17 protein-coding genes are annotated in these 17850 nt (G+C 59.4%); 13 read left to right on the top strand and 4 right to left on the bottom strand.

What is annotated here, in order from left to right:
* Window positions 1-82: 82 nt before the first annotated feature.
* Entirely contained in the window at window positions 83-535 is a 453-nt protein-coding gene (hpaR, locus tag ACP15F_RS02815) for a homoprotocatechuate degradation operon regulator HpaR (RefSeq protein WP_424939331.1), read from the bottom strand.
* 105 nt (window positions 536-640) lie between these two features.
* On the opposite strand from hpaR, the gene hpaE reads away from it, so the two are divergent.
* The 7 genes from hpaE to modC all read left to right on the top strand — a co-directional run bounded on the left by hpaE (window position 641) and on the right by modC (window position 7406).
* A complete protein-coding gene (gene hpaE / locus ACP15F_RS02810; protein ID WP_424939330.1) occupies window positions 641-2149 on the top strand; it encodes a 5-carboxymethyl-2-hydroxymuconate semialdehyde dehydrogenase in 1509 nt (502 codons plus the stop codon).
* Between the two features lie 45 nt (window positions 2150-2194).
* The gene (gene hpaD / locus ACP15F_RS02805) at window positions 2195-3037 is read left to right on the top strand and encodes a 3,4-dihydroxyphenylacetate 2,3-dioxygenase (RefSeq protein WP_424939329.1); all 843 of its coding nucleotides are present in this window, start codon (window positions 2195-2197) and stop codon (window positions 3035-3037) included.
* A gap of 89 nt (window positions 3038-3126) precedes the next feature.
* Window positions 3127-3981 (top strand): fumarylacetoacetate hydrolase family protein, encoded by an 855-nt coding sequence (locus ACP15F_RS02800; protein WP_424939328.1) that lies wholly within the window; start codon window positions 3127-3129, stop codon window positions 3979-3981.
* The gene (gene hpaH / locus ACP15F_RS02795) at window positions 3978-4778 is read left to right on the top strand and encodes a 2-oxo-hept-4-ene-1,7-dioate hydratase (protein ID WP_424939327.1); all 801 of its coding nucleotides are present in this window, start codon (window positions 3978-3980) and stop codon (window positions 4776-4778) included. Before ACP15F_RS02800 ends, hpaH begins: the two co-directional genes overlap by 4 nt.
* A gap of 143 nt (window positions 4779-4921) precedes the next feature.
* Entirely contained in the window at window positions 4922-5620 is a 699-nt protein-coding gene (gene modA / locus ACP15F_RS02790) for a molybdate ABC transporter substrate-binding protein (RefSeq protein WP_424939326.1), read from the top strand.
* Entirely contained in the window at window positions 5617-6309 is a 693-nt protein-coding gene (gene modB / locus ACP15F_RS02785; protein ID WP_424939325.1) for a molybdate ABC transporter permease subunit, read from the top strand. Before modA ends, modB begins: the two co-directional genes overlap by 4 nt.
* Window positions 6306-7406, top strand: a complete 1101-nt coding sequence (modC, locus tag ACP15F_RS02780; RefSeq protein WP_424939324.1) for a molybdenum ABC transporter ATP-binding protein — start codon at window positions 6306-6308, stop codon at window positions 7404-7406. The genes modB and modC overlap by 4 nt, the downstream gene beginning before the upstream one ends.
* A gap of 15 nt (window positions 7407-7421) precedes the next feature.
* On the opposite strand, the gene ACP15F_RS02775 is transcribed toward modC, so the two are convergent.
* From ACP15F_RS02775 to ACP15F_RS02765, 3 genes are all read right to left on the bottom strand, one after another.
* Window positions 7422-8723, bottom strand: coding sequence for an NAD(P)/FAD-dependent oxidoreductase (locus ACP15F_RS02775; RefSeq protein WP_424939323.1), 1302 nt, complete (start codon window positions 8721-8723; stop codon window positions 7422-7424).
* A gap of 72 nt (window positions 8724-8795) precedes the next feature.
* The gene (locus tag ACP15F_RS02770; protein WP_424939322.1) at window positions 8796-10190 is read right to left on the bottom strand and encodes an aspartate aminotransferase family protein; all 1395 of its coding nucleotides are present in this window, start codon (window positions 10188-10190) and stop codon (window positions 8796-8798) included.
* A 138-nt stretch (window positions 10191-10328) separates the two neighbouring features.
* A complete protein-coding gene (locus ACP15F_RS02765) occupies window positions 10329-10982 on the bottom strand; it encodes a GntR family transcriptional regulator (RefSeq protein WP_424939321.1) in 654 nt (217 codons plus the stop codon).
* A gap of 161 nt (window positions 10983-11143) precedes the next feature.
* On the opposite strand from ACP15F_RS02765, the gene ACP15F_RS02760 reads away from it, so the two are divergent.
* The 6 genes from ACP15F_RS02760 to ACP15F_RS02735 all read left to right on the top strand — a co-directional run bounded on the left by ACP15F_RS02760 (window position 11144) and on the right by ACP15F_RS02735 (window position 17822).
* Entirely contained in the window at window positions 11144-12229 is a 1086-nt protein-coding gene (locus ACP15F_RS02760; protein WP_424939320.1) for a polyamine ABC transporter substrate-binding protein, read from the top strand.
* A gap of 68 nt (window positions 12230-12297) precedes the next feature.
* On the top strand, window positions 12298-13446 hold the full coding sequence (locus tag ACP15F_RS02755; RefSeq protein WP_424939319.1) for an ABC transporter ATP-binding protein: 1149 nt from the start codon (window positions 12298-12300) through the stop codon (window positions 13444-13446).
* Window positions 13443-14333 (top strand): ABC transporter permease subunit, encoded by an 891-nt coding sequence (locus tag ACP15F_RS02750; RefSeq protein ID WP_424939318.1) that lies wholly within the window; start codon window positions 13443-13445, stop codon window positions 14331-14333. The genes ACP15F_RS02755 and ACP15F_RS02750 overlap by 4 nt, the downstream gene beginning before the upstream one ends.
* On the top strand, window positions 14330-15142 hold the full coding sequence (locus tag ACP15F_RS02745; RefSeq protein WP_424939317.1) for an ABC transporter permease: 813 nt from the start codon (window positions 14330-14332) through the stop codon (window positions 15140-15142). The genes ACP15F_RS02750 and ACP15F_RS02745 overlap by 4 nt, the downstream gene beginning before the upstream one ends.
* The gene (locus ACP15F_RS02740) at window positions 15139-16485 is read left to right on the top strand and encodes a glutamine synthetase family protein (protein WP_424939316.1); all 1347 of its coding nucleotides are present in this window, start codon (window positions 15139-15141) and stop codon (window positions 16483-16485) included. Before ACP15F_RS02745 ends, ACP15F_RS02740 begins: the two co-directional genes overlap by 4 nt.
* A complete protein-coding gene (locus tag ACP15F_RS02735; RefSeq protein WP_424939315.1) occupies window positions 16485-17822 on the top strand; it encodes an NAD(P)/FAD-dependent oxidoreductase in 1338 nt (445 codons plus the stop codon). Before ACP15F_RS02740 ends, ACP15F_RS02735 begins: the two co-directional genes overlap by 1 nt.
* Window positions 17823-17850: the final 28 nt, after the last annotated feature.

Genomic DNA, 17850 nt, shown 5'->3' with positions numbered 1-17850 from the left:
GCGAAACGGTGATACCCTTGTGCGCGATACACCTGCTGACGAAAGGCGGCGTTTGCAAGCCCTTATGCGCCAGAAGTGTGGATCACAGCTTGGCAGCTTGCAGCTTTTCCAGAAGATCCAGAAGCTGCTTCACCTCGTCCTCGCCCATATGCGTCTCGATCCGGGCGGCGATGTCATTGGCCAGATGCAGGTTGTCCCGCACGATGGCGCGTCCTTTGTCAGTGATCGTCACCAGCGTGCGGCGCTTGTCCTTGGCGTCAGATTGCCGCGAGATCAGACCGTCAGCCTCCATCCCGCGCAGGATCCGCGTCAGGCTGGGCAAAAGCAGGCAGGCCTCTTTTGCGATGGTGCTTTGTTCGACCTCGCCCAACTCATCCAATGTGCGCAAGATACGCCATTTCTGCTCGGTCAAGCCCAGCTCGCCCAGCATGTCGCGAATCGGCTGCATCACCACCTCTCGCGCTCGAAGAAGCGAGATGGGAAGCGAACGGGAGGTGCTGGGATAGCCCATACGGGCCGAATTATTCTTGGTCATAAGGGTGTTATAGCAAGGGCTAGGAATTGAACAAAGCAACTATTGTTGACAGCGGCCAGATCATTAGTTAACATCGCAATTAATTACTGAACGTATGGGGGCAACATGTCGGATCTGGACAGCAATCTTTCGAAACTCGCGGGCTATCTTGAACGTTTCCGCGCGGGTGGGATCAAAAATCGGATCGCCGGTGAAGATCGGGACGGCGCCGCAGGCGTGTTCCAGACAACCAGCCCAGTGGACAAGTCGGTGATCTGCGACGTGGCCCACGGCACGGCGGATGACATCGACGCTGCGGCCAATGCCGCCCATGAGGCCTTCGCAGGATGGCGCGACATGCCCGCCACCGAGCGTCGTCGCATCCTGCTGAACGTCGCCGACGCCATCGAAGCACGTGCTGAAGAAATCTCGCTCTGCGAATGCTGGGACACCGGCCAGACACTCCGCTTCATGTCGAAAGCCGCCCTGCGTGGGGCCGAGAACTTTCGCTATTTCGCGGATCAAGTCATTCAGTCGCGCGATGGACAGCACCTGAAATCGCCCACGCTGATGAACGTCACCAGCCGCACACCGATCGGCCCGGTGGGAGTTATCACGCCGTGGAACACGCCATTTATGCTGTCCACCTGGAAGATCGCACCCGCGCTGGCCGCAGGCTGTACTGTGGTCCACAAACCCGCTGAAGACAGCCCCTTAACCGCCCGCCTATTGGTCGAGATCGCGGAAGAAGCAGGCCTGCCCAAAGGCGTCTTGAACACTGTGAACGGCTTTGGGCCGGACGCTGGCAAGGCTCTGTGCGAACACCCGAAGATCAAAGCGATTGCCTTTGTTGGCGAAAGCCGCACCGGCAGCCTGATCGTGAAGCAGGGCGCGGATACACACAAGCGTAACCATCTGGAACTGGGCGGGAAAAATCCAGTCATCGTCTTTGACGACGCAGATCTGGATCGCGCGCTGGATGCTGTGATCTTCATGATCTATTCGATCAACGGCGAGCGCTGCACGTCGTCCTCGCGCCTGCTTGTTCAGGATACAATCAAAGAAGAATTCGAGGCCAAGCTGGTCGAACGCGTCAACAACATCAAGGTTGGCCACCCACTGGATCCCGCGACTGAGATCGGCCCGCTGGTGACCGAGACACATTATAACAAAGTGACGTCCTATTTCGACATCGCCAAGGAAGACGGCGCAACCGTTGCGGCGGGTGGCGTGAAGGTGGGCGACGAAGGCTATTTCGTGCGCCCGACGCTGTTCACCAACGCCACCAACCAAATGCGCATCGCGCGCGAAGAAATCTTCGGCCCGGTTCTGACCTCGATCCCCTTCTCGTCGGAAGACGAAGCGCTGTCGATGGCCAATGACACTGAATACGGCCTGACCGGATATGTCTGGACCAACGATCTGACCCGCGCCTTACGCTTCACAGACAAGCTGGAAGCAGGCATGATCTGGGTGAACTCGGAAAACGTCCGCCACCTGCCGACCCCGTTTGGCGGAGTGAAGGCATCGGGCATCGGGCGCGACGGCGGCGACTGGTCGTTCGAGTTCTACATGGAGCAAAAACACGTGGGCTTTGCCACGGGTCAACACAAAATCATGCGGCTCGGCGCCTAAGCGCCCTGCCCCGGAAACGCGCGACCACCAACGGGAGGAGACCCAATGGGACAGATCGTTCAAGCTGCAAAAATCACCCATGTGCCCAGCATCTGGATGTCCGAAACCATGCCGCAATACAAAGGCATCCGTCAGCCCGCTGTCGATGGCTACGCCAAGCTGCGACAGGACGCGATTGACCGGGGTGTGGACACGTTCATCATTTTCGACACGCATTGGATCACCAATCAGGGCTTCCACCTGAACGCCAAGCCCCACCACAAGGGCCGCTTCATCAGCCACGAACTGCCGCACATGCTGGCGGATATGGAATTCGACTATCAGGGCGACAGCGAGCTGGCACAGAGCATCCTGAGCGTTTTGGAAGAACGCGACGAGCGCGCCATGGGCCATGCGCAACCTGATTTGGGTATGGAATACGGAACGCTTCTGCCGATGCATTTCATCAACAAAGGCGTGAACGCCCGCGTCCTGCCCACTGCCGTGAACCAGTTCTCGTCCATCGAAGAAAACCGCCGTTGGGGCTCTGCGATTGCTGAAGGGATCAAGCGGTCGGACCGCAAGGTCGCCATCTTCGCCTCGGGGTCTATGAGCCATGACTTCACCCCCAACGAACGCTCGGTTGATGGGCTGAATTCTGTGAATGGCGAGTTCAACCGTCAGATGGATCTGCGCGTTCTGGACCTTTGGGAAAACGGCAAATGGGCCGAGTTCCTCGACCTACTGCCCGACTATGCCGTCAAATGCACCGGCGAATGCGCGATGAACGACACTGCGCTTCTGTTTGGCGCGTTGGGCTGGAAGGATTACGAAGGAAAGATCGACATCTACACCCCCTATTTCGGCAGCTCGGGCACCGGACAGGCGAATATCAGCTTCTCAGTTTGAGACAGCAATAGATGTAGGGATCTGTATATTTCTGCGTCGTTTTACCCAAGATAGCGCGACACAAAGCGCGAAAAGTGAAAGAATAGACAATGCGTTTTGCGACATATTCAGCGGACGGAAGCACATTTTTCGGCGCGATTACGGATGAGGGCGCCATCGCGCTGAACGACGCCTTCCCCGATCACGCAAGCCTCTACGAGGTTATTGCCGCCGGGCAGTTTGACGCGTTGGCTGCAGCAGCCGAAGGGCGCGCGGTCACCCATACTGATTTCGACTACGACATGGTGATGCCCGATGCGCGCCGGATCCTCTGCGTGGGTGTGAACTTCCCGGATCGCAATGCCGAATACAAAGACGGCAGCGCGCAGCCGAAATACATGTCGCTGTTCCCGCGCTTTGCCAGCGGGTTTACCGGTCATGGTCGCCCGCTGATCCGCCCGCCGGAAAACCACACGCTGGACTACGAAGGCGAGGTGGCGATTGTCATTGGCAAGACGGGTCGCCGGATTGCGGCCGAAGATGCCTACAACCACATCGCGGCGCTGACGCTGTGCAACGAAGGCACGATCCGCGACTGGGTGCGTCATGCGAAATTCAACGTGACCCAAGGCAAGAACTGGGATCGCTCCGGTGCGATTGGTCCGTGGCTGGTGCCTTTCACTGACGCTGCCCAGTTGGATGACGCGCGCATCCAGACCCATGTGAACGGAGAGCTTCGTCAGGATGACACACTGGACCGCATGATGTTCCCGATCCGCGAGGAAATCGCCTATATCTCGACCTTCATGACGCTTCAGCCCGGCGATGTAATCGTCACGGGCACGCCCACCGGTGCTGGTGCGCGATTTGACCCGCCCAAATACCTTGTGCCCGGTGACGTGGTCGAAGTGTCGGTTGACGGGATTGGCACGCTGTCGAACACGATCGAGGACGAAGCCGTATGACGCCAGAAGATCACGCCCGCGCTGCCGCCGATTTGCTTGCCGCCGAGAAAACTCGCGACCAGATCGGGCTGCTGACAAAGCGCCACCCGGAGATGGGGATGGACGACGCCTATCAGGTGCAGAACGCGATCTACCGCGCGAAGCTGGCCGAGGGGCGTAAGGTCATCGGCTGGAAAATCGGGCTGACCTCGAAAGCGATGCAATATGCGTTGAACATCGTCATCCCGGACAGCGGCATCTTGTTTGACGACATGCTGTTTGAGAACGGAGCAACAGTGCCAGCTGGCCGCTTCATCCAACCCCGGATCGAGGCAGAGATTGCCTTTGTAATGAAAGATGCCATCGGGGGGACGGATGTGACCCGCGATGATGTAATCGCCGCCACGGACTACGTTTCTCCGTCGATCGAGATCTTGGACACACGCATTCAGCGCGTGGATCCTGAGACCGGAAAGACCCGCACGGTCTTTGACACGATTAGCGACAACGCCGCCAATGCAGGGATCGTTCTGGGTGCCGAACGCCATGCGGTCGATGATTTTGACCTGCGCTGGGTTGGTGCAATCTCCTTCCGTAACGGAGAGGTCGAAGAAACTGGGCTTGGCGCAGGTGTTCTGAATGATCCGGTGGAAGGCGTGGTCTGGCTTGCCCGCCGCATGGCGCAGTATGGCCAGAGCATCGAACCGGGGCAGATCATCCTGTCAGGCAGCTTTATCCGTCCGGTCGAATGTCCCTCGGGCACCGACATTCACGCAGATTTCGGCGCGTTCGGAAGCGTCGATACCCACTTCGCCTGAACGCTGCGACCGCAAAACCCCTTGCTGACGGGCCACGCATCCCGTTATCTCGATCCGAGATGTTTTTGTGCGCCCGTCGATACACCCTTGCCGCCCTATTTCTGGGCGCATCAAGTCTGCCTTCTTTTGCTGACAGGATCACCGTGTTTGCGGCTGCCAGCCTGGGCGGGGCGCTGGATGAGGTCGCGCAGGCCTTCGAGGAAGACACGGGGCACGAGGTCGCGCTGTCCTTCGCGGGGTCTTCGGTTCTGGCCCGCCAGATCACTTTGGGTGCGCCTGCGGATGCGTATCTGTCCGCCAATACGAATTGGTTGGATGTGGTCGAGGATGCCGGATTGTTGGCCGGCGGCACGCGCCGAGATTTCGCTGGGAATGCTCTGGTGCTGATCGCCCCAGCGGCGCAAGCGGCCCCGGCGACCTTGCCGGAAACGCCCGAGGATCTCGCGGCCGCCCTAGGCGGAGGTCGCCTGTCCATGGCGCTGGTTGAGGCAATCCCTGCGGGGCAATACGGCAAGGCGGCTCTGAGTCATCTGGGACTGTGGGATCTGGCGGAACCTCATGTGGTGCAGACCGACAATGTCCGCGCCGCCTTGGCTCTGGTTGCACTGGGCGAGGCGCGGTTGGGCGTGGTCTATGCGACAGATGCGCAGGCTGAGCCGAAAGTGCGCAGTGTCGCGCCTTTCCCTGCCGAGACGCACCCACAAATCACCTATCCGGCGGCAGCAATCGCATCTGGCGACGTCGCGACCGCCACCGCTTTTCTGGACTATCTGACCAGCGACGCAGGGCAAGCAATCTTGCAACGCCACGGCTTCCTACCTGCACCTGAGGTCCCGGAATGAGCTGGCTTGGCCCGGCAGAATGGCAGGCGGTCGCGCTTTCGCTGAAAGTTGCAGGCTGGGCGACGGTGCTATCCTTGCCCATAGCGATCTGGGTTGCACATCTGCTGGCCCGGAAAGACTTTCCTGGCAAGCAGGTAGTGAATGGTCTGGTGCATCTTCCGCTGATCCTACCGCCTGTTGTCACAGGATACTTGCTGCTTCTGACCTTCGGCGGCACGGCACCGCTTGGGGCAGCCTTTGCTAAGCTCGGCCTGCCACTGGCCTTCCGCTGGACCGGAGCCGCGCTGGCCGCAGCGATCATGGGCTTTCCGCTGATGGTGCGCGCTATTCGCCTGTCAATCGAAGCAGTGGACCCCAAACTCGAGGCCGCCGCCGCCACTTTGGGGGCAAGCCGCTGGGCGGTGTTCTCCACCGTCACTTTGCCCCTCTCCCTGCCCGGCATCATCGCGGGGGCAATCCTTGGGTTCGCCAAAGCCATGGGCGAATTCGGCGCCACCATCACCTTCGTCTCGAATATCCCCGGTGAGACGCGCACGGTCCCATCCGCTATCTATAGCTTCCTGCAAGTTCCGGGCGGCGAGAACGCGGCACTACGGCTGGTCATAATCTCGATCATCATCGCGATGGGCGCGCTGGTGGCGTCCGAAGTTCTGGCACGCCGCGTCGCCAAACGGATGGAGGACGCATGACAAAACCTGCTTTGTCCATCGCCCTGCGCGCCAGCCGCCCCGGTTTTGATCTGGACGTGGATGTCACTGCGCCCGCAGGACTGACCGTGCTGTTCGGCGCATCGGGATCGGGTAAGACCAGCATTGTGGATGCTGTCGCCGGCCTGACCCGTGATGTTTCCGGACGGATCGCAGTGGGGGATCATGTGCTTCTGGATAGCGCGCAGGGCATCCGCCTGCCCGCGAATGAACGCCGCATCGGCTATGTCTTTCAGGATGCCCGTCTGTTTCCGCATCTGACCGTCCGTCGCAATCTGGACTATGCCCGCCGCGTCACCCGCCAGCCTGCGGACACCGCGCGTTTCGACCATGTGGTCGAGATGCTGGGCATAGGGCACCTTCTGGACCGCCGCACGCCGCGATTGTCAGGTGGCGAAAAGCAGCGGGTTGCCATCGGGCGGGCACTATTGTCACGCCCACAACTGATCCTTGCCGACGAACCTCTGGCTGCGCTGGACGATCCCCGCAAGGACGAGATCCTGCCCTATTTCGAACGCCTGCGTGACGAGGGCGAGGTGCCAATTCTTTACGTAACGCACTCGACCAGCGAGGTCGCGCGGCTGGCCACCACGGTCGTGGCGCTGGATGGCGGGCGCGTAGTCCGGCAAGGCGACGCCATCGAGGTTCTGGGCGATCCCAGCTTCAGCCCCGGAGACGTCAGGTCTGTGGGGGCCGTGATAAAGGCGCGTGTTGCCATGCATCACGACGACGGGCTGACCGAATTGACCGCTGGGGGCATCCCGCTGTTTCTGCCGCGGATATCGCGTGATCCCGGCTCTCAGGTTCGGGTTCGGATTGCGGCGCAGGACGTGATCCTGTCACGAGGACGACCTGAAGGCATCTCCGCTCTGAACTGTCTGCCCGGCGTGGTCCATGAAGTGCAAGAAGGGGCAGGTCCCGGAGCCATTTTGTCACTCGATACACCCGCCGGACGTGTGCTGGCACGGATCACCAAACGGTCGCTCGCCGCGTTGGACCTAAGTGTCGGGTCCGAGCTTTATGCAATTGTGAAAACAGTTGCCGTTGCGCCCAGCGATGTGGGTGGCCCGAAGGGCTAAACGCGAGACACGCGTCTACAGCTTGTCGCGCAGACTGAACCACAACATCGCCGCCACCAGAAGTGGCCAGCGCAGAGCCACGCCGCCCGGGAAGCGTTGGGTCGGCACCTGCGCCATCAGATCAAAACGTTCGGCTTGACCCGAGATCGCCTCGGCCACCATTTTGCCGCCCAGCGTCGCCATGCCCACTCCGTGGCCAGAGTACCCCGAAGCCGACAGCACATTCCCCTGCAGCCGTTCGAAATGCGGCATCCGGTTCATGGTGATGCCCAGCGTCCCACCCCAGGCATAGTCGATCTTGGTGTCTTTCAGCTGCGGATAGATTTCCAGCATCGGCTTTGACACCAGTTTGCGAATATCCTTAGGGAACTTGTAGCCATAGCTTTCCGCTCCGCCGAACAGCATCCGATTGTCTTCAGAGAGCCGGAAATAGTTGATCACGAACTTACTGTCCGCCACGGCGTGTCCGTCACGGATCAGAGATTTGGCAAACCCTTCGTCCAGTGGCTCGGTCGCCAAAATGTAGTTGTTGATCGGCATGACCCGTGCAGCAACTTGCGACTGCGTGTTTCCAAGATAGCCATTGCAGGCCCAGACCAGATGGCTGGCGCGGATCTTGGCTTTGTTCGTCTGAACAGTGACAGTTCCGCCTTCCTTCACTTGGGTCACGCGGCTGGTTTCAAAGATACGTGCGCCTGCGGCGACTGCCGCCCGCGCCATGCCAAAGGCAAGGCGTAGCGGGTGCGTGTGCCCTGCCCCCATGTCGAGCGAGCCGCCGTGATAAGCAGGCGAGCCACACAGCTCGCGCATCTCTTCGCGGTCCACGGTGCGGATCAGGTCATAACCGTAATCCTCGTTCAGCTTGCGGACATAGGCATGATCCTCGGGCACGTATCGCGCGCGGTGCATGGCGTGGATAATGCCGTCGGTGAACCCTGCATCGGGCGCGTGTTTGGCCACCATGTCGCGCACCATCTGGACGCTTTCGCGAGCCATGTCCCACAGCTTGCGGGCGTCATCCTTGCCCACCATCTTTTCCAGCTCGTCCTGATCCAGACGCTGGCCCATGCCGACCTGACCGCCATTGCGGCCAGAGGCACCGAAGCCCACACGCTGTGCTTCCAGAAGCACGACGTCGTAGCCGCGCTCGGCAAGATGCAGGGCTGCTGACAGACCGGTAAACCCACCACCAATCACACAGACATCACACGACACGTCACCCTGTGCAGCAGGAAACGGGCCGGGTGCTTCGGCTGTAGCGGCATACCAGGATTGGGGATACTCCCCGTGGCGGTCATTGGCGGTGAGCAGGTCCATGGATCCCTCGGATCTTCTTGGGGGTGTCAAATATCGGAAGGAGCGGACCCGAGGCCCGCCCCTGAAACTGGATTACCCAGCGACCAGAAGGCCTTTTTCTTTTACGATCTCATAGGCTTCATCCAGCGCCTTGCGAGCGCGGGCGATCAGCGTATCGATTTCGTCCGTAGTGATGACCAGCGGTGGTGCGATCACCATGCGATCACCAACGTGACGCATGATCAAGTTGTTGGCGAAGCACCGTTCGCGCGTGATCAGGCCAACGGTACCCGCATCCGCAGCGAAGGGCGCACGTGCATCCTTATCAGGCGTCAGCGCAAGCGAGGCCATCAGGCCCACGATCTTGGTTTCACCTACCATCGGGTGATCCGCCAGCTCGTGCCATTTCTTAGCCAGATAGGGGGCAGCGACATCACGCACATGCTCGACAATGCCTTCCTCTTCCATGATGCGCAGGTTTTCCAACGCAACCGCACAGGCAACCGGGTGACCCGAATAGGTATAGCCGTGATTGAACTCGGTCCCGGCGAGCACTGCCGCAACTTTATCCGACACAAGCGACGCCCCAATCGGCGCATAGCCTGAGCTGAGACCCTTTGCGACGGTCATAATGTCAGGCTTCAGATCAAGGGTCTGGCTGCCGAACCAGTTGCCGGTGCGGCCAAATCCGGTGATGACCTCGTCCACGATCAGCAGGATGTCATATTTCTGGCAAATCCGTTGAATTTCAGCCCAGTAACCGTCGGGGGCCACAATCACGCCGCCAGCACCCTGAATCGGCTCACCAATGAAGGCTGCAACCTTGTCGGCGCCAACCTCTTTGATCTTGGTTTCCAGTTCCTGTGCGCGGGCCAGACCGAATTCTTCTGGGCTCATGTCGCCGCCTTCGGCATACCAGTTGGGCTGCTCGATGAACTCGATGCCGGGGATCGGCAGGCTGCCCTGACCGTGCATGCCCTTCATGCCGCCCAGCGACGTGCCGCCAATCGTCGACCCGTGATAAGCGTTCCAGCGCGAGATGATCACGTCACGTTCCGGCTGACCCTTCTCGGCCCAATACGTACGGACCATACGGATGTTGGTGTCATTCGCGTCCGAGCCGCCATTGGCATAGAACACGTGGTTCAGATCACCCGGTGCCAGCTCTGCCAGCTTCTGTGCCAACGCGATTGCGGGCACGTGGGTCGTTTGGAAGAAGGTGTTATAATAGGGAAGCTCACGCATCTGGCGGGCAGCAACTTCGGCAATCGAGTCATTGCCATAGCCGATGTTTACGCACCACAGGCCAGCCATGCCGTCCAGAATTTCTTCGCCTTCGCTGTCTTTCAGGAACACGCCCTTGGCCGAGGTAATAACCCGCGCGCCTTTCTGACCCAGTTCACCGTCATTGGTGAACGGGTGCATGTGGTGAGCAGCATCAATGGCCTGAAGCTCGGCCGTGGGCAGATGGTTGGTGATCTTGTTCATCCTGGATCTCCTAGAAAACGTGGTCGGGTCGCGCCAACGGACAGGAGAATCACCCACCCTTCGGATCGCGCCAAAAGCTGAGTTCACAATATGATCAAAAATTAAGCTGTCAACGCATGACCTGCGATCTGATCAAATTCAGGCAGACAAAAGCGTCTCGCGGACCTGAGCGATTCCCTGCTCGATGTCTTCGCGAATGGCACCCGCGACCCCTTCCCCATCGCCCGCGCGCATAGCAGCCATAGCTTCGGCATGTTTGTCAGGAAGGTTGGCCGTGCCATAGCGGCCCAGCACCACGCGCAGCGAAGGACCAGCCCGAAGCCACAGCATATTTGCGATGGAGGACAGAACCTCGGACCCTGCAAGGTCATACAGGTACGCATGGAAGCGATAGTTGTGTTCAAGGTAGCCACGCACATCGCCCTTATCGATGGCAGCGTTCAACTGATCATCATAGGAAGACAGCCGCGCAAGCTCTTCCTCGCCAATGTTTTCTGTAGCTTTCCGAGCCAGTTCGGGCTCGACGGACAGGCGCGCATAGGCGATGTCGTTCCACTGAGACATATCGGGCTGCGGTACCGAAACACGGCGATTGCCCTTGAACTCCAACGCCCCTTCCGACGTCAGCCGCCGGATCGCTTCACGCACGGGGGTCATACCCACATCAAGCGTCGAGACCAGCCCCTGAATGGTAACCGGCTGGCCCGGTGCCAGCTCTCCAAATAGAATCATTTCCCGCAATTTGCGGTAAACCCGCTGATGATCTGGCAGTTTGGCTTGGCTATCAGACAAGTTTGCCCCCGTTGTTACAAATGTTTTGCCTATTGCGGCTCCGAAGATAATCTTTGAAAGCAACCTACTATGGCTTCTGCAATTTTACCATATTGCGTGAAGCGAAGTTTTTTGATCAAATGTCGCAAATGGGCGTCACGCCCCAAACAGGGAGAGAGTGTATGAAAAAATCCTGGCTTATGATGAGCGCAGCCTTTGTGATGGGGGCAACCGCTGCCACCGCCGAAGAAGTGCGCGTCTATAACTGGTCGGACTATATCGACGAAGAACTGCTGACAAAATTCGAAGAAGAGACCGGGATCGAGCTGATCTATGACGTTTTCGATTCGAACGAAGTTCTGGAGACCAAGATGCTGGCCGGTGGGTCGGGCTATGACGTTGTGGTTCCTTCGGGCACCTTCCTGCAACGCCAGATCACTGCTGGTGCGTTCCAGCCGCTCGACATGTCGAAACTCTCCAACCATGGCAACATGTGGGATGTTATCGCCAGCCGGACTGCCAAGTATGATCCTGAGAACGCCTATTCGATCAACTATATGTGGGGCACCACCGGTGCTGGCGTAAATGTCGGCAAAGTCAAAGAAGTGCTTGGCGAAGATGCTCCGATCGACAGCCTTGCGCTGATCATGGATCCGGCCAACATGGAAAAGCTGGCGGCCTGCGGCGTGCACATTCTTGACGCCCCGGCAGAAATCATCCCGGCAACACTTGCCTATCTGGGCGAAGATCCTGACAGCCACGACCCCGAGGTTATCGCCAAGGCCGAGCCGATTTTGACTGCCATTGCGCCCTACGTACAGAAGTTCCACAGCTCGGAATACATCAATGCGCTCGCCAATGGCGACATCTGTGTAGCCGTGGGCTGGTCGGGCGACGTTCTGCAGGCGCGTGACCGCGCAGCTGAAGCCGACAATGGTGTCGAGATCGCCTATAACGCCTTCAAGGAAGGTTCGCTGATGTGGTTCGACCAGATGGCGATCCCGGCGGACGCACCGAACCCTGATGCTGCTCACAAGTTCCTGAACTTCATCATGGACGAGCACAACATGGCGGCAGCGTCGAACTATGTTTACTACGCAAACGGCAACGAAGCGTCGCAAGCGCATCTGGAAGAGGACGTGATCGGCGATCCGGCGATCTATCCGACCGAAGAAGCGCTGGGTACGCTGTACACCACCACGCCTTACGCACCGAAAGTCCAGCGCGTCGTCACGCGCCTGTGGACCAAAATCAAGTCGGGCACCTAAGCCCACTCTCCCGCTCCCTCCGGTGTATTCGCATCGGGGGGAGTTCCCTTATTCCCCCGAGGTTCATCATGTCTGACGTCGCACTTGCCACGGCACCTGCCGAGTTTGCCCCCTGGGAAGATGCCCAGGCCACCCCGTTGATCCGGTTCCAGAACGTCACCAAGCGCTTTGGCGACTTCACCGCAATCGATGATCTGACTATCGACATCTATGAAAAAGAGTTCTTCGCACTGTTGGGTCCGTCAGGCTGCGGCAAGACCACGATGATGCGGATGCTGGGAGGCTTCGAGACCCAGACCGAGGGTACCATTCTGATCGACGGGCAAGACGTCGCGCCGATCCCGCCGAACAAGCGCGCGGTGAACATGATGTTCCAAAGCTATGCGCTGTTCCCACATTTGTCGGTTGCTGAAAACATCGCCTTTGGCCTGAAACGCGACAAGCTTCCGAAGGACCAGATTGCAGCACGCGTCGACGAGATGCTGAACCTTGTGCAACTGGGTAAATTCGCGAACCGCAAGCCCCATCAGATTTCGGGTGGACAGCGACAGCGTGTGGCGCTGGCGCGGTCCTTGGCGAAGGCCCCTAAGCTTCTGTTGCTGGACGAACCGCTTGGCGCGCTGGATAAAAAGTTGCGTCAGGATACTCAGTTCGAGCTGATGGACATTCAGGAACAGACCGGCACCACCTTCGTGATCGTGACCCACGATCAGGAAGAAGCCATGACGGTTGCCTCGCGCATCGCCGTGATGGACCACGGCAAGATCATTCAGGTCGACACCCCCGCGAAGATCTATGAAGAGCCCGGATCGGTCTATGTTGCCGACTTTATCGGCGACGTGAACCTGATCGAAGGCAGTGTCACCAAATCCGGCGACGACCATGCAACGATCAGCTGGGCCGAAGGTCAGCAGGATCTGATCGGCATCGCCCATGACGAAATTCCTGCGGGCACCCGTGCCACGCTGGCGATCCGCCCCGAGAAGGTGAATATCTCGACCGAGCGACCTTCAGACATGACCAACATCGTGCACGGCAAGGTGCATGACATCGCCTATCTGGGCAACATGTCGACCTATGTGATCCAGACGTCCACCGGGCAGTTGATCAAAGCGCAGGCCGCCAACACCCGCCGCATTCGCCGCCGCGCGATCACGTGGGAACAGGATGTGTGGCTCAGCTTCACCGACACCGCGGGCGTGGTGTTGACGTCATGAAACGCTTTGGCCTGATTTCCGTCCCCTATTTTTGGCTTCTGGCCCTGTTTCTGGTGCCGTTCTTGATCGTGCTGAAAATCAGCCTGTCGGACACAGCACTGGCCATCCCGCCCTACACCCCTACGCTGGACCTGTCCCAAGGCTGGGCAGGTTTCACGGCGTGGCTATCCGAGCTGGATATCGAAAACTTCACGTGGCTCACCCAAGACGACCTGTATTGGAAAGCCTATCTGTCCAGCCTGAAGATCGCGACGATGTCGACGATCCTTGCGCTGCTTGTGGGTTTCCCTATCGCGTATGGCATGAGCCGTGCTCCGGATGAATGGCGCCCGACCCTGATGATGATGATCATCTTGCCCTTCTGGACCTCGTTCCTAATCCGCGTTTATGCGTGGAAAGCGATCCTGAGCCAGGAAGGTCTACTGAACCAGCTTCTGATGGGCATCGGTATCATTGGCGAGCCGCTGACCATTTTGAACACCAACACCGCCGTCTATATCGGTATTGTCTACACCTATCTGCCTTTCATGGTGCTGCCGATCTATTCGGCGCTGGAGCGTCTGGACGAAAGCCTGCTGGAAGCTGCCGAAGACCTTGGCTGCTCGCGCATGACCGCGTTCTGGCTGGTGACGTTGCCGCTTGCCAAACAGGGCATCATTGCTGGCAGCTTCCTGGTCTTCATCCCTGCCATGGGCGAGTTCGTGATCCCGTCGCTTCTGGGCGGATCGAAAACGCTGATGATCGGTAAGGTTCTGTGGGAAGAGTTCTTCTCGAACCGCGACTGGCCGGTCGCCTCGGCTGTGGCCGTCGTGCTTCTGCTGATCCTGATCATTCCCATCGTGCTGTTCCAACGCAACGAAGAAAAGCAAAGGGAGGCCGGCAAATGAGACGTCTAAGCTGGTTCAATACAGTATCGCTGACCCTCGGGTTTGCCTTCCTCTATATCCCGATGCTGATCCTGATCGTCTATTCGTTCAACGGCGGCAAACTTGTGACCGTCTGGGCGGGTTTCTCGACCAAATGGTATGGCGAGCTGTTCCGCAACGAAGCTTTCCTTGATGCCGCATGGGTCACGCTGAAAGTGGCGGTAATGTCCTCGACCGTGGCAACTGTGCTGGGCACAATGGCTGCTTATGTGATGGTCCGCGCAGGACGCTTCCACGGGCGCACCTTGTTCAGCGGCATGATCTATGCGCCGCTGGTGATGCCCGAGGTAATCACCGGTCTGTCGCTTCTGCTTCTGTTCATCGCCATCGGCCTGGACCGCGGCGTGCTGACCATCGTGCTGGCGCATACAACATTCTCGATGTGTTACGTCTCGGTCGTGGTGTCATCCCGCCTAGTGACTTTTGACCAATCGCTGGAAGAGGCCGCACTGGACCTTGGCTGCACCGGCTTCGAGGCCTTCCGCCTTGTCACCTTGCCCATCATCGCGCCTGCGGTGATTTCAGGCTGGCTTCTGGCCTTCACCCTATCGCTGGATGACCTTGTCATCGCCAGCTTCACCTCTGGCCCAAGCTCGACCACGCTGCCGATCAAGATCTTCTCGGCAGTCCGATTGGGCGTTAGCCCCGAGATCAACGCCCTATCCACGATCATGATTACCCTTGTGGCGGTCGGCGTGATTGGGGCATCTCTCACCTCGAAACGGTCCATCGCGAAACGCGCGAAGGACGAACAGGAGGCTATCCAGTGAGCGACTTTCTGGAAGAATACGCAACCTATTGCAAAACCCATGGGCGTCCTGACCGGGTCGAGCTGATGCTGTGCGATGCCAATGCCGTTTTGCGCGGCAAATGGTTGCCGGGGGATGATGAAAAGAAACTGACCGAGGGCGCCGTGCGCCTGCCGATTTCAACCTACGCACCCAACATCATGGGCGAAGAGGTTGAGGCAACCGGGCTGGGCATCATCGTCGGCGACCCCGACGGGCGCATCGTACCCGTGGCGGGATCGCTTAAACCTGTCCCGTGGGCCAAGGGCAACGTGGCACAAGTGCAAGTCGAAATGATTGACCCAGATACTGGCGAAATTTCGGACCTTTCCTCGCGCCAGCAATTGGTGCGTATGGTCGACAAGTTGCACGCGGCGGGTCTGCACCCGGTGCTTGCAACCGAGCTGGAGTTTTATCTGTTCAAACCCCGCACCGATCAGGATGCAGCGCCGACCCCGCCGGATCGCAGCCCCGACGCACAGAACTATGACCTTGAGGTGCTGGAGCGCACGCAGGACATTCTGGACGACATCCTGAAAGCGTCCGAGCTGCAGGGTCTGGCCACGGATACCTTGATCGCCGAGTACGGCCCCGGCCAGTTCGAGATCAACTTCCACCACACCGATGACGTGATGTGGGCCGCCGATACGGCGCTGCTGTTCAAGCGTCTCGTGCGTGGGGTGGCCCGCACACATGGGATGGAAGCCACTTTCATGGCCAAGCCCTATGCAGACTTCCCCGGCAACGGGATGCACGTGCACGCCTCGGTCGTGGATCGCGACGGCAAGAACGTGTTTGACGACGGCTCGGATGGGCCATCTGATGCGCTGAAATACGCAGTGGGCGGGACGCTGGATACGATGCGTGACCTACAGGCGATCTTCGCCCCGCATATGAACTCTTACCGTCGCTTCAAACCGCTAAGCTTCGCGCCTTCGGCCCCCGATTGGGGCTTTGATAACCGCGCGGCGGGTGTGCGCCTTCCGGAAACCAAAGGCCCCGGCGCACGTCTGGAACACCGGATTGCGGGCGCCGACGTGAACCCCTATCTGGCAATCACCGCGATCCTTGGCGGTATGTTGCATGGGCTGAACACCAAACCTGCCCTGCCCTTGCCACTGGACGATGCGGGTGCGGAACCTGCAGAAACCCTATCTGCGGACTGGTTCCAGACGGTCGAGCGGTTCGCGGCCTCGGACGTAGCGGTCGAAATCTTCGGTCAGCGCTATGTGGATGTCTATTCCGCCATGCGCCGCGACGAGATCGCGCAGCTCACCCATGAAATTACCCATGTGGAGTATCGTACCTACCTCGGACGCCTCTGATGCCCCCCAAAGCACCCAGACGCATCTACGAGGACTACGCCTATTCCGACGCCGCGCGAGCAGAATGTATCTGGCCGCGCCCCGAAGGCGATTGGCCCGCCCTTGAAGGGGATCATCAAGTTGAAGTCGCGGTCATTGGCGGCGGCTTCACTGGGCTTTCGGCGGCACTTCACCTTGCCCAAGCTGGGGCCGAAGTGGTGGTTTTGGACGCGAAGTCCCCCGGCTGGGGCGCGTCCGGTCGCAATGGGGGATTTTGCACGATCGGTGGTGACAAACTGGGGCTGAGCGGGATCCGAAAGCGTTTCGGAGAAGATGCCACGAAGGCATATTTCTCAGCACAGAAAGCTGCGGTCGAACTGGTGGCCGAGCTGTTGGAACGTCACAATATCGACGCCGACACCCACTCGGACGGCGAACTCCTCCTCGCCCACACGCCCCAGGCCATGGGGGATCTCCGCGCCGAGCAAGCCGAGTGGGCCGAACTGGGCCACCCGGCCGAGCTTATTCCGGCGGAAGACCTGAAAACACGCGGCATGAACGGCGCCTTTCACGGTGGGCTGATCCTGCCCTTGGGCTTTGCCCTCAATCCCGGTCGCTATGTCAGTGGCTTGGCAATTGCTGCCCAAGCGGCAGGGGCCACCCTGTCCGCCAACAGCCCTGTGGCCCATATTGCCCACGCCGACACCCACCACGTCCTGACAACGCCCACGGCCCGGATCACCACGAAAAAGCTGATCATCGCCACCAATGGGTATTCGTCTGACGGCGTGCCGGATTGGCTGACCGGACGTTATTTGCCGGTCCAGTCTAACATCCTTGTGACCCGCAAATTGACCCCGGATGAGATCGCAGCACAAGGTTGGAGCACGGACCTGATGGCCTATGACAGCCGCAACCTGTTGCACTATTTTCGGCTGCTGCCTGATGGGCGGTTCCTGTTCGGCGCGCGTGGCAATGTCGGGGCCAGTTCCGAAGGTCAGGCCGCGATGCGCGCACGGATGAAACAGCACCTTGCCGCAATGTTCCCGGCCTGGGGAAATATCGAAACCCCGCATTTCTGGTCAGGCCTCATCAGCCTCTCGCAAGACCTTCTGCCCTATGCCGGACCGATCGGCGACAGCACCAACGCATGGGCAGGTCTGAACTTTCACGGCAACGGCGTTGCGATGGGCACATGGACTGGCGCGCGGCTTGCCGACATGGCACTTGGGCGCATATCCGAGCTTCCAGTGCACACACGCCCCCTGCCACGCTTCCCGTTCCCATCCCTAAGACGCAACTATCTGCACGCGGCCTTTGTGGGCTACCGCCTGAAAGACGGCCCACCGCCCGGATAGAGCACCCTGACCCTCGACACAGGTCCGG

Source organism: Aliiroseovarius sp. S253 (genome assembly GCF_049800855.1).
GTDB lineage: Bacteria > Pseudomonadota > Alphaproteobacteria > Rhodobacterales > Rhodobacteraceae > Aliiroseovarius.
This window is presented reverse-complemented; position numbering and strand designations above follow the sequence as displayed.

What these genes read in the sequence shown, in the direction of transcription:
- hpaR (WP_424939331.1), bottom strand. Translation starts at nt 535, where the DNA reads ATGACCAAGAATAATTCGGCCCGTATGGGCTATCCCAGCACCTCCCGT.
- hpaE (WP_424939330.1), top strand. Translation starts at nt 641, where the DNA reads ATGTCGGATCTGGACAGCAATCTTTCGAAACTCGCGGGCTATCTTGAA.
- hpaD (WP_424939329.1), top strand. Translation starts at nt 2,195, where the DNA reads ATGGGACAGATCGTTCAAGCTGCAAAAATCACCCATGTGCCCAGCATC.
- ACP15F_RS02800 (WP_424939328.1), top strand. Translation starts at nt 3,127, where the DNA reads ATGCGTTTTGCGACATATTCAGCGGACGGAAGCACATTTTTCGGCGCG.
- hpaH (WP_424939327.1), top strand. Translation starts at nt 3,978, where the DNA reads ATGACGCCAGAAGATCACGCCCGCGCTGCCGCCGATTTGCTTGCCGCC.
- modB (WP_424939325.1), top strand. Translation starts at nt 5,617, where the DNA reads ATGAGCTGGCTTGGCCCGGCAGAATGGCAGGCGGTCGCGCTTTCGCTG.
- modC (WP_424939324.1), top strand. Translation starts at nt 6,306, where the DNA reads ATGACAAAACCTGCTTTGTCCATCGCCCTGCGCGCCAGCCGCCCCGGT.
- ACP15F_RS02775 (WP_424939323.1), bottom strand. Translation starts at nt 8,723, where the DNA reads ATGGACCTGCTCACCGCCAATGACCGCCACGGGGAGTATCCCCAATCC.
- ACP15F_RS02770 (WP_424939322.1), bottom strand. Translation starts at nt 10,190, where the DNA reads ATGAACAAGATCACCAACCATCTGCCCACGGCCGAGCTTCAGGCCATT.
- ACP15F_RS02760 (WP_424939320.1), top strand. Translation starts at nt 11,144, where the DNA reads ATGAAAAAATCCTGGCTTATGATGAGCGCAGCCTTTGTGATGGGGGCA.
- ACP15F_RS02755 (WP_424939319.1), top strand. Translation starts at nt 12,298, where the DNA reads ATGTCTGACGTCGCACTTGCCACGGCACCTGCCGAGTTTGCCCCCTGG.
- ACP15F_RS02750 (WP_424939318.1), top strand. Translation starts at nt 13,443, where the DNA reads ATGAAACGCTTTGGCCTGATTTCCGTCCCCTATTTTTGGCTTCTGGCC.
- ACP15F_RS02745 (WP_424939317.1), top strand. Translation starts at nt 14,330, where the DNA reads ATGAGACGTCTAAGCTGGTTCAATACAGTATCGCTGACCCTCGGGTTT.
- ACP15F_RS02735 (WP_424939315.1), top strand. Translation starts at nt 16,485, where the DNA reads ATGCCCCCCAAAGCACCCAGACGCATCTACGAGGACTACGCCTATTCC.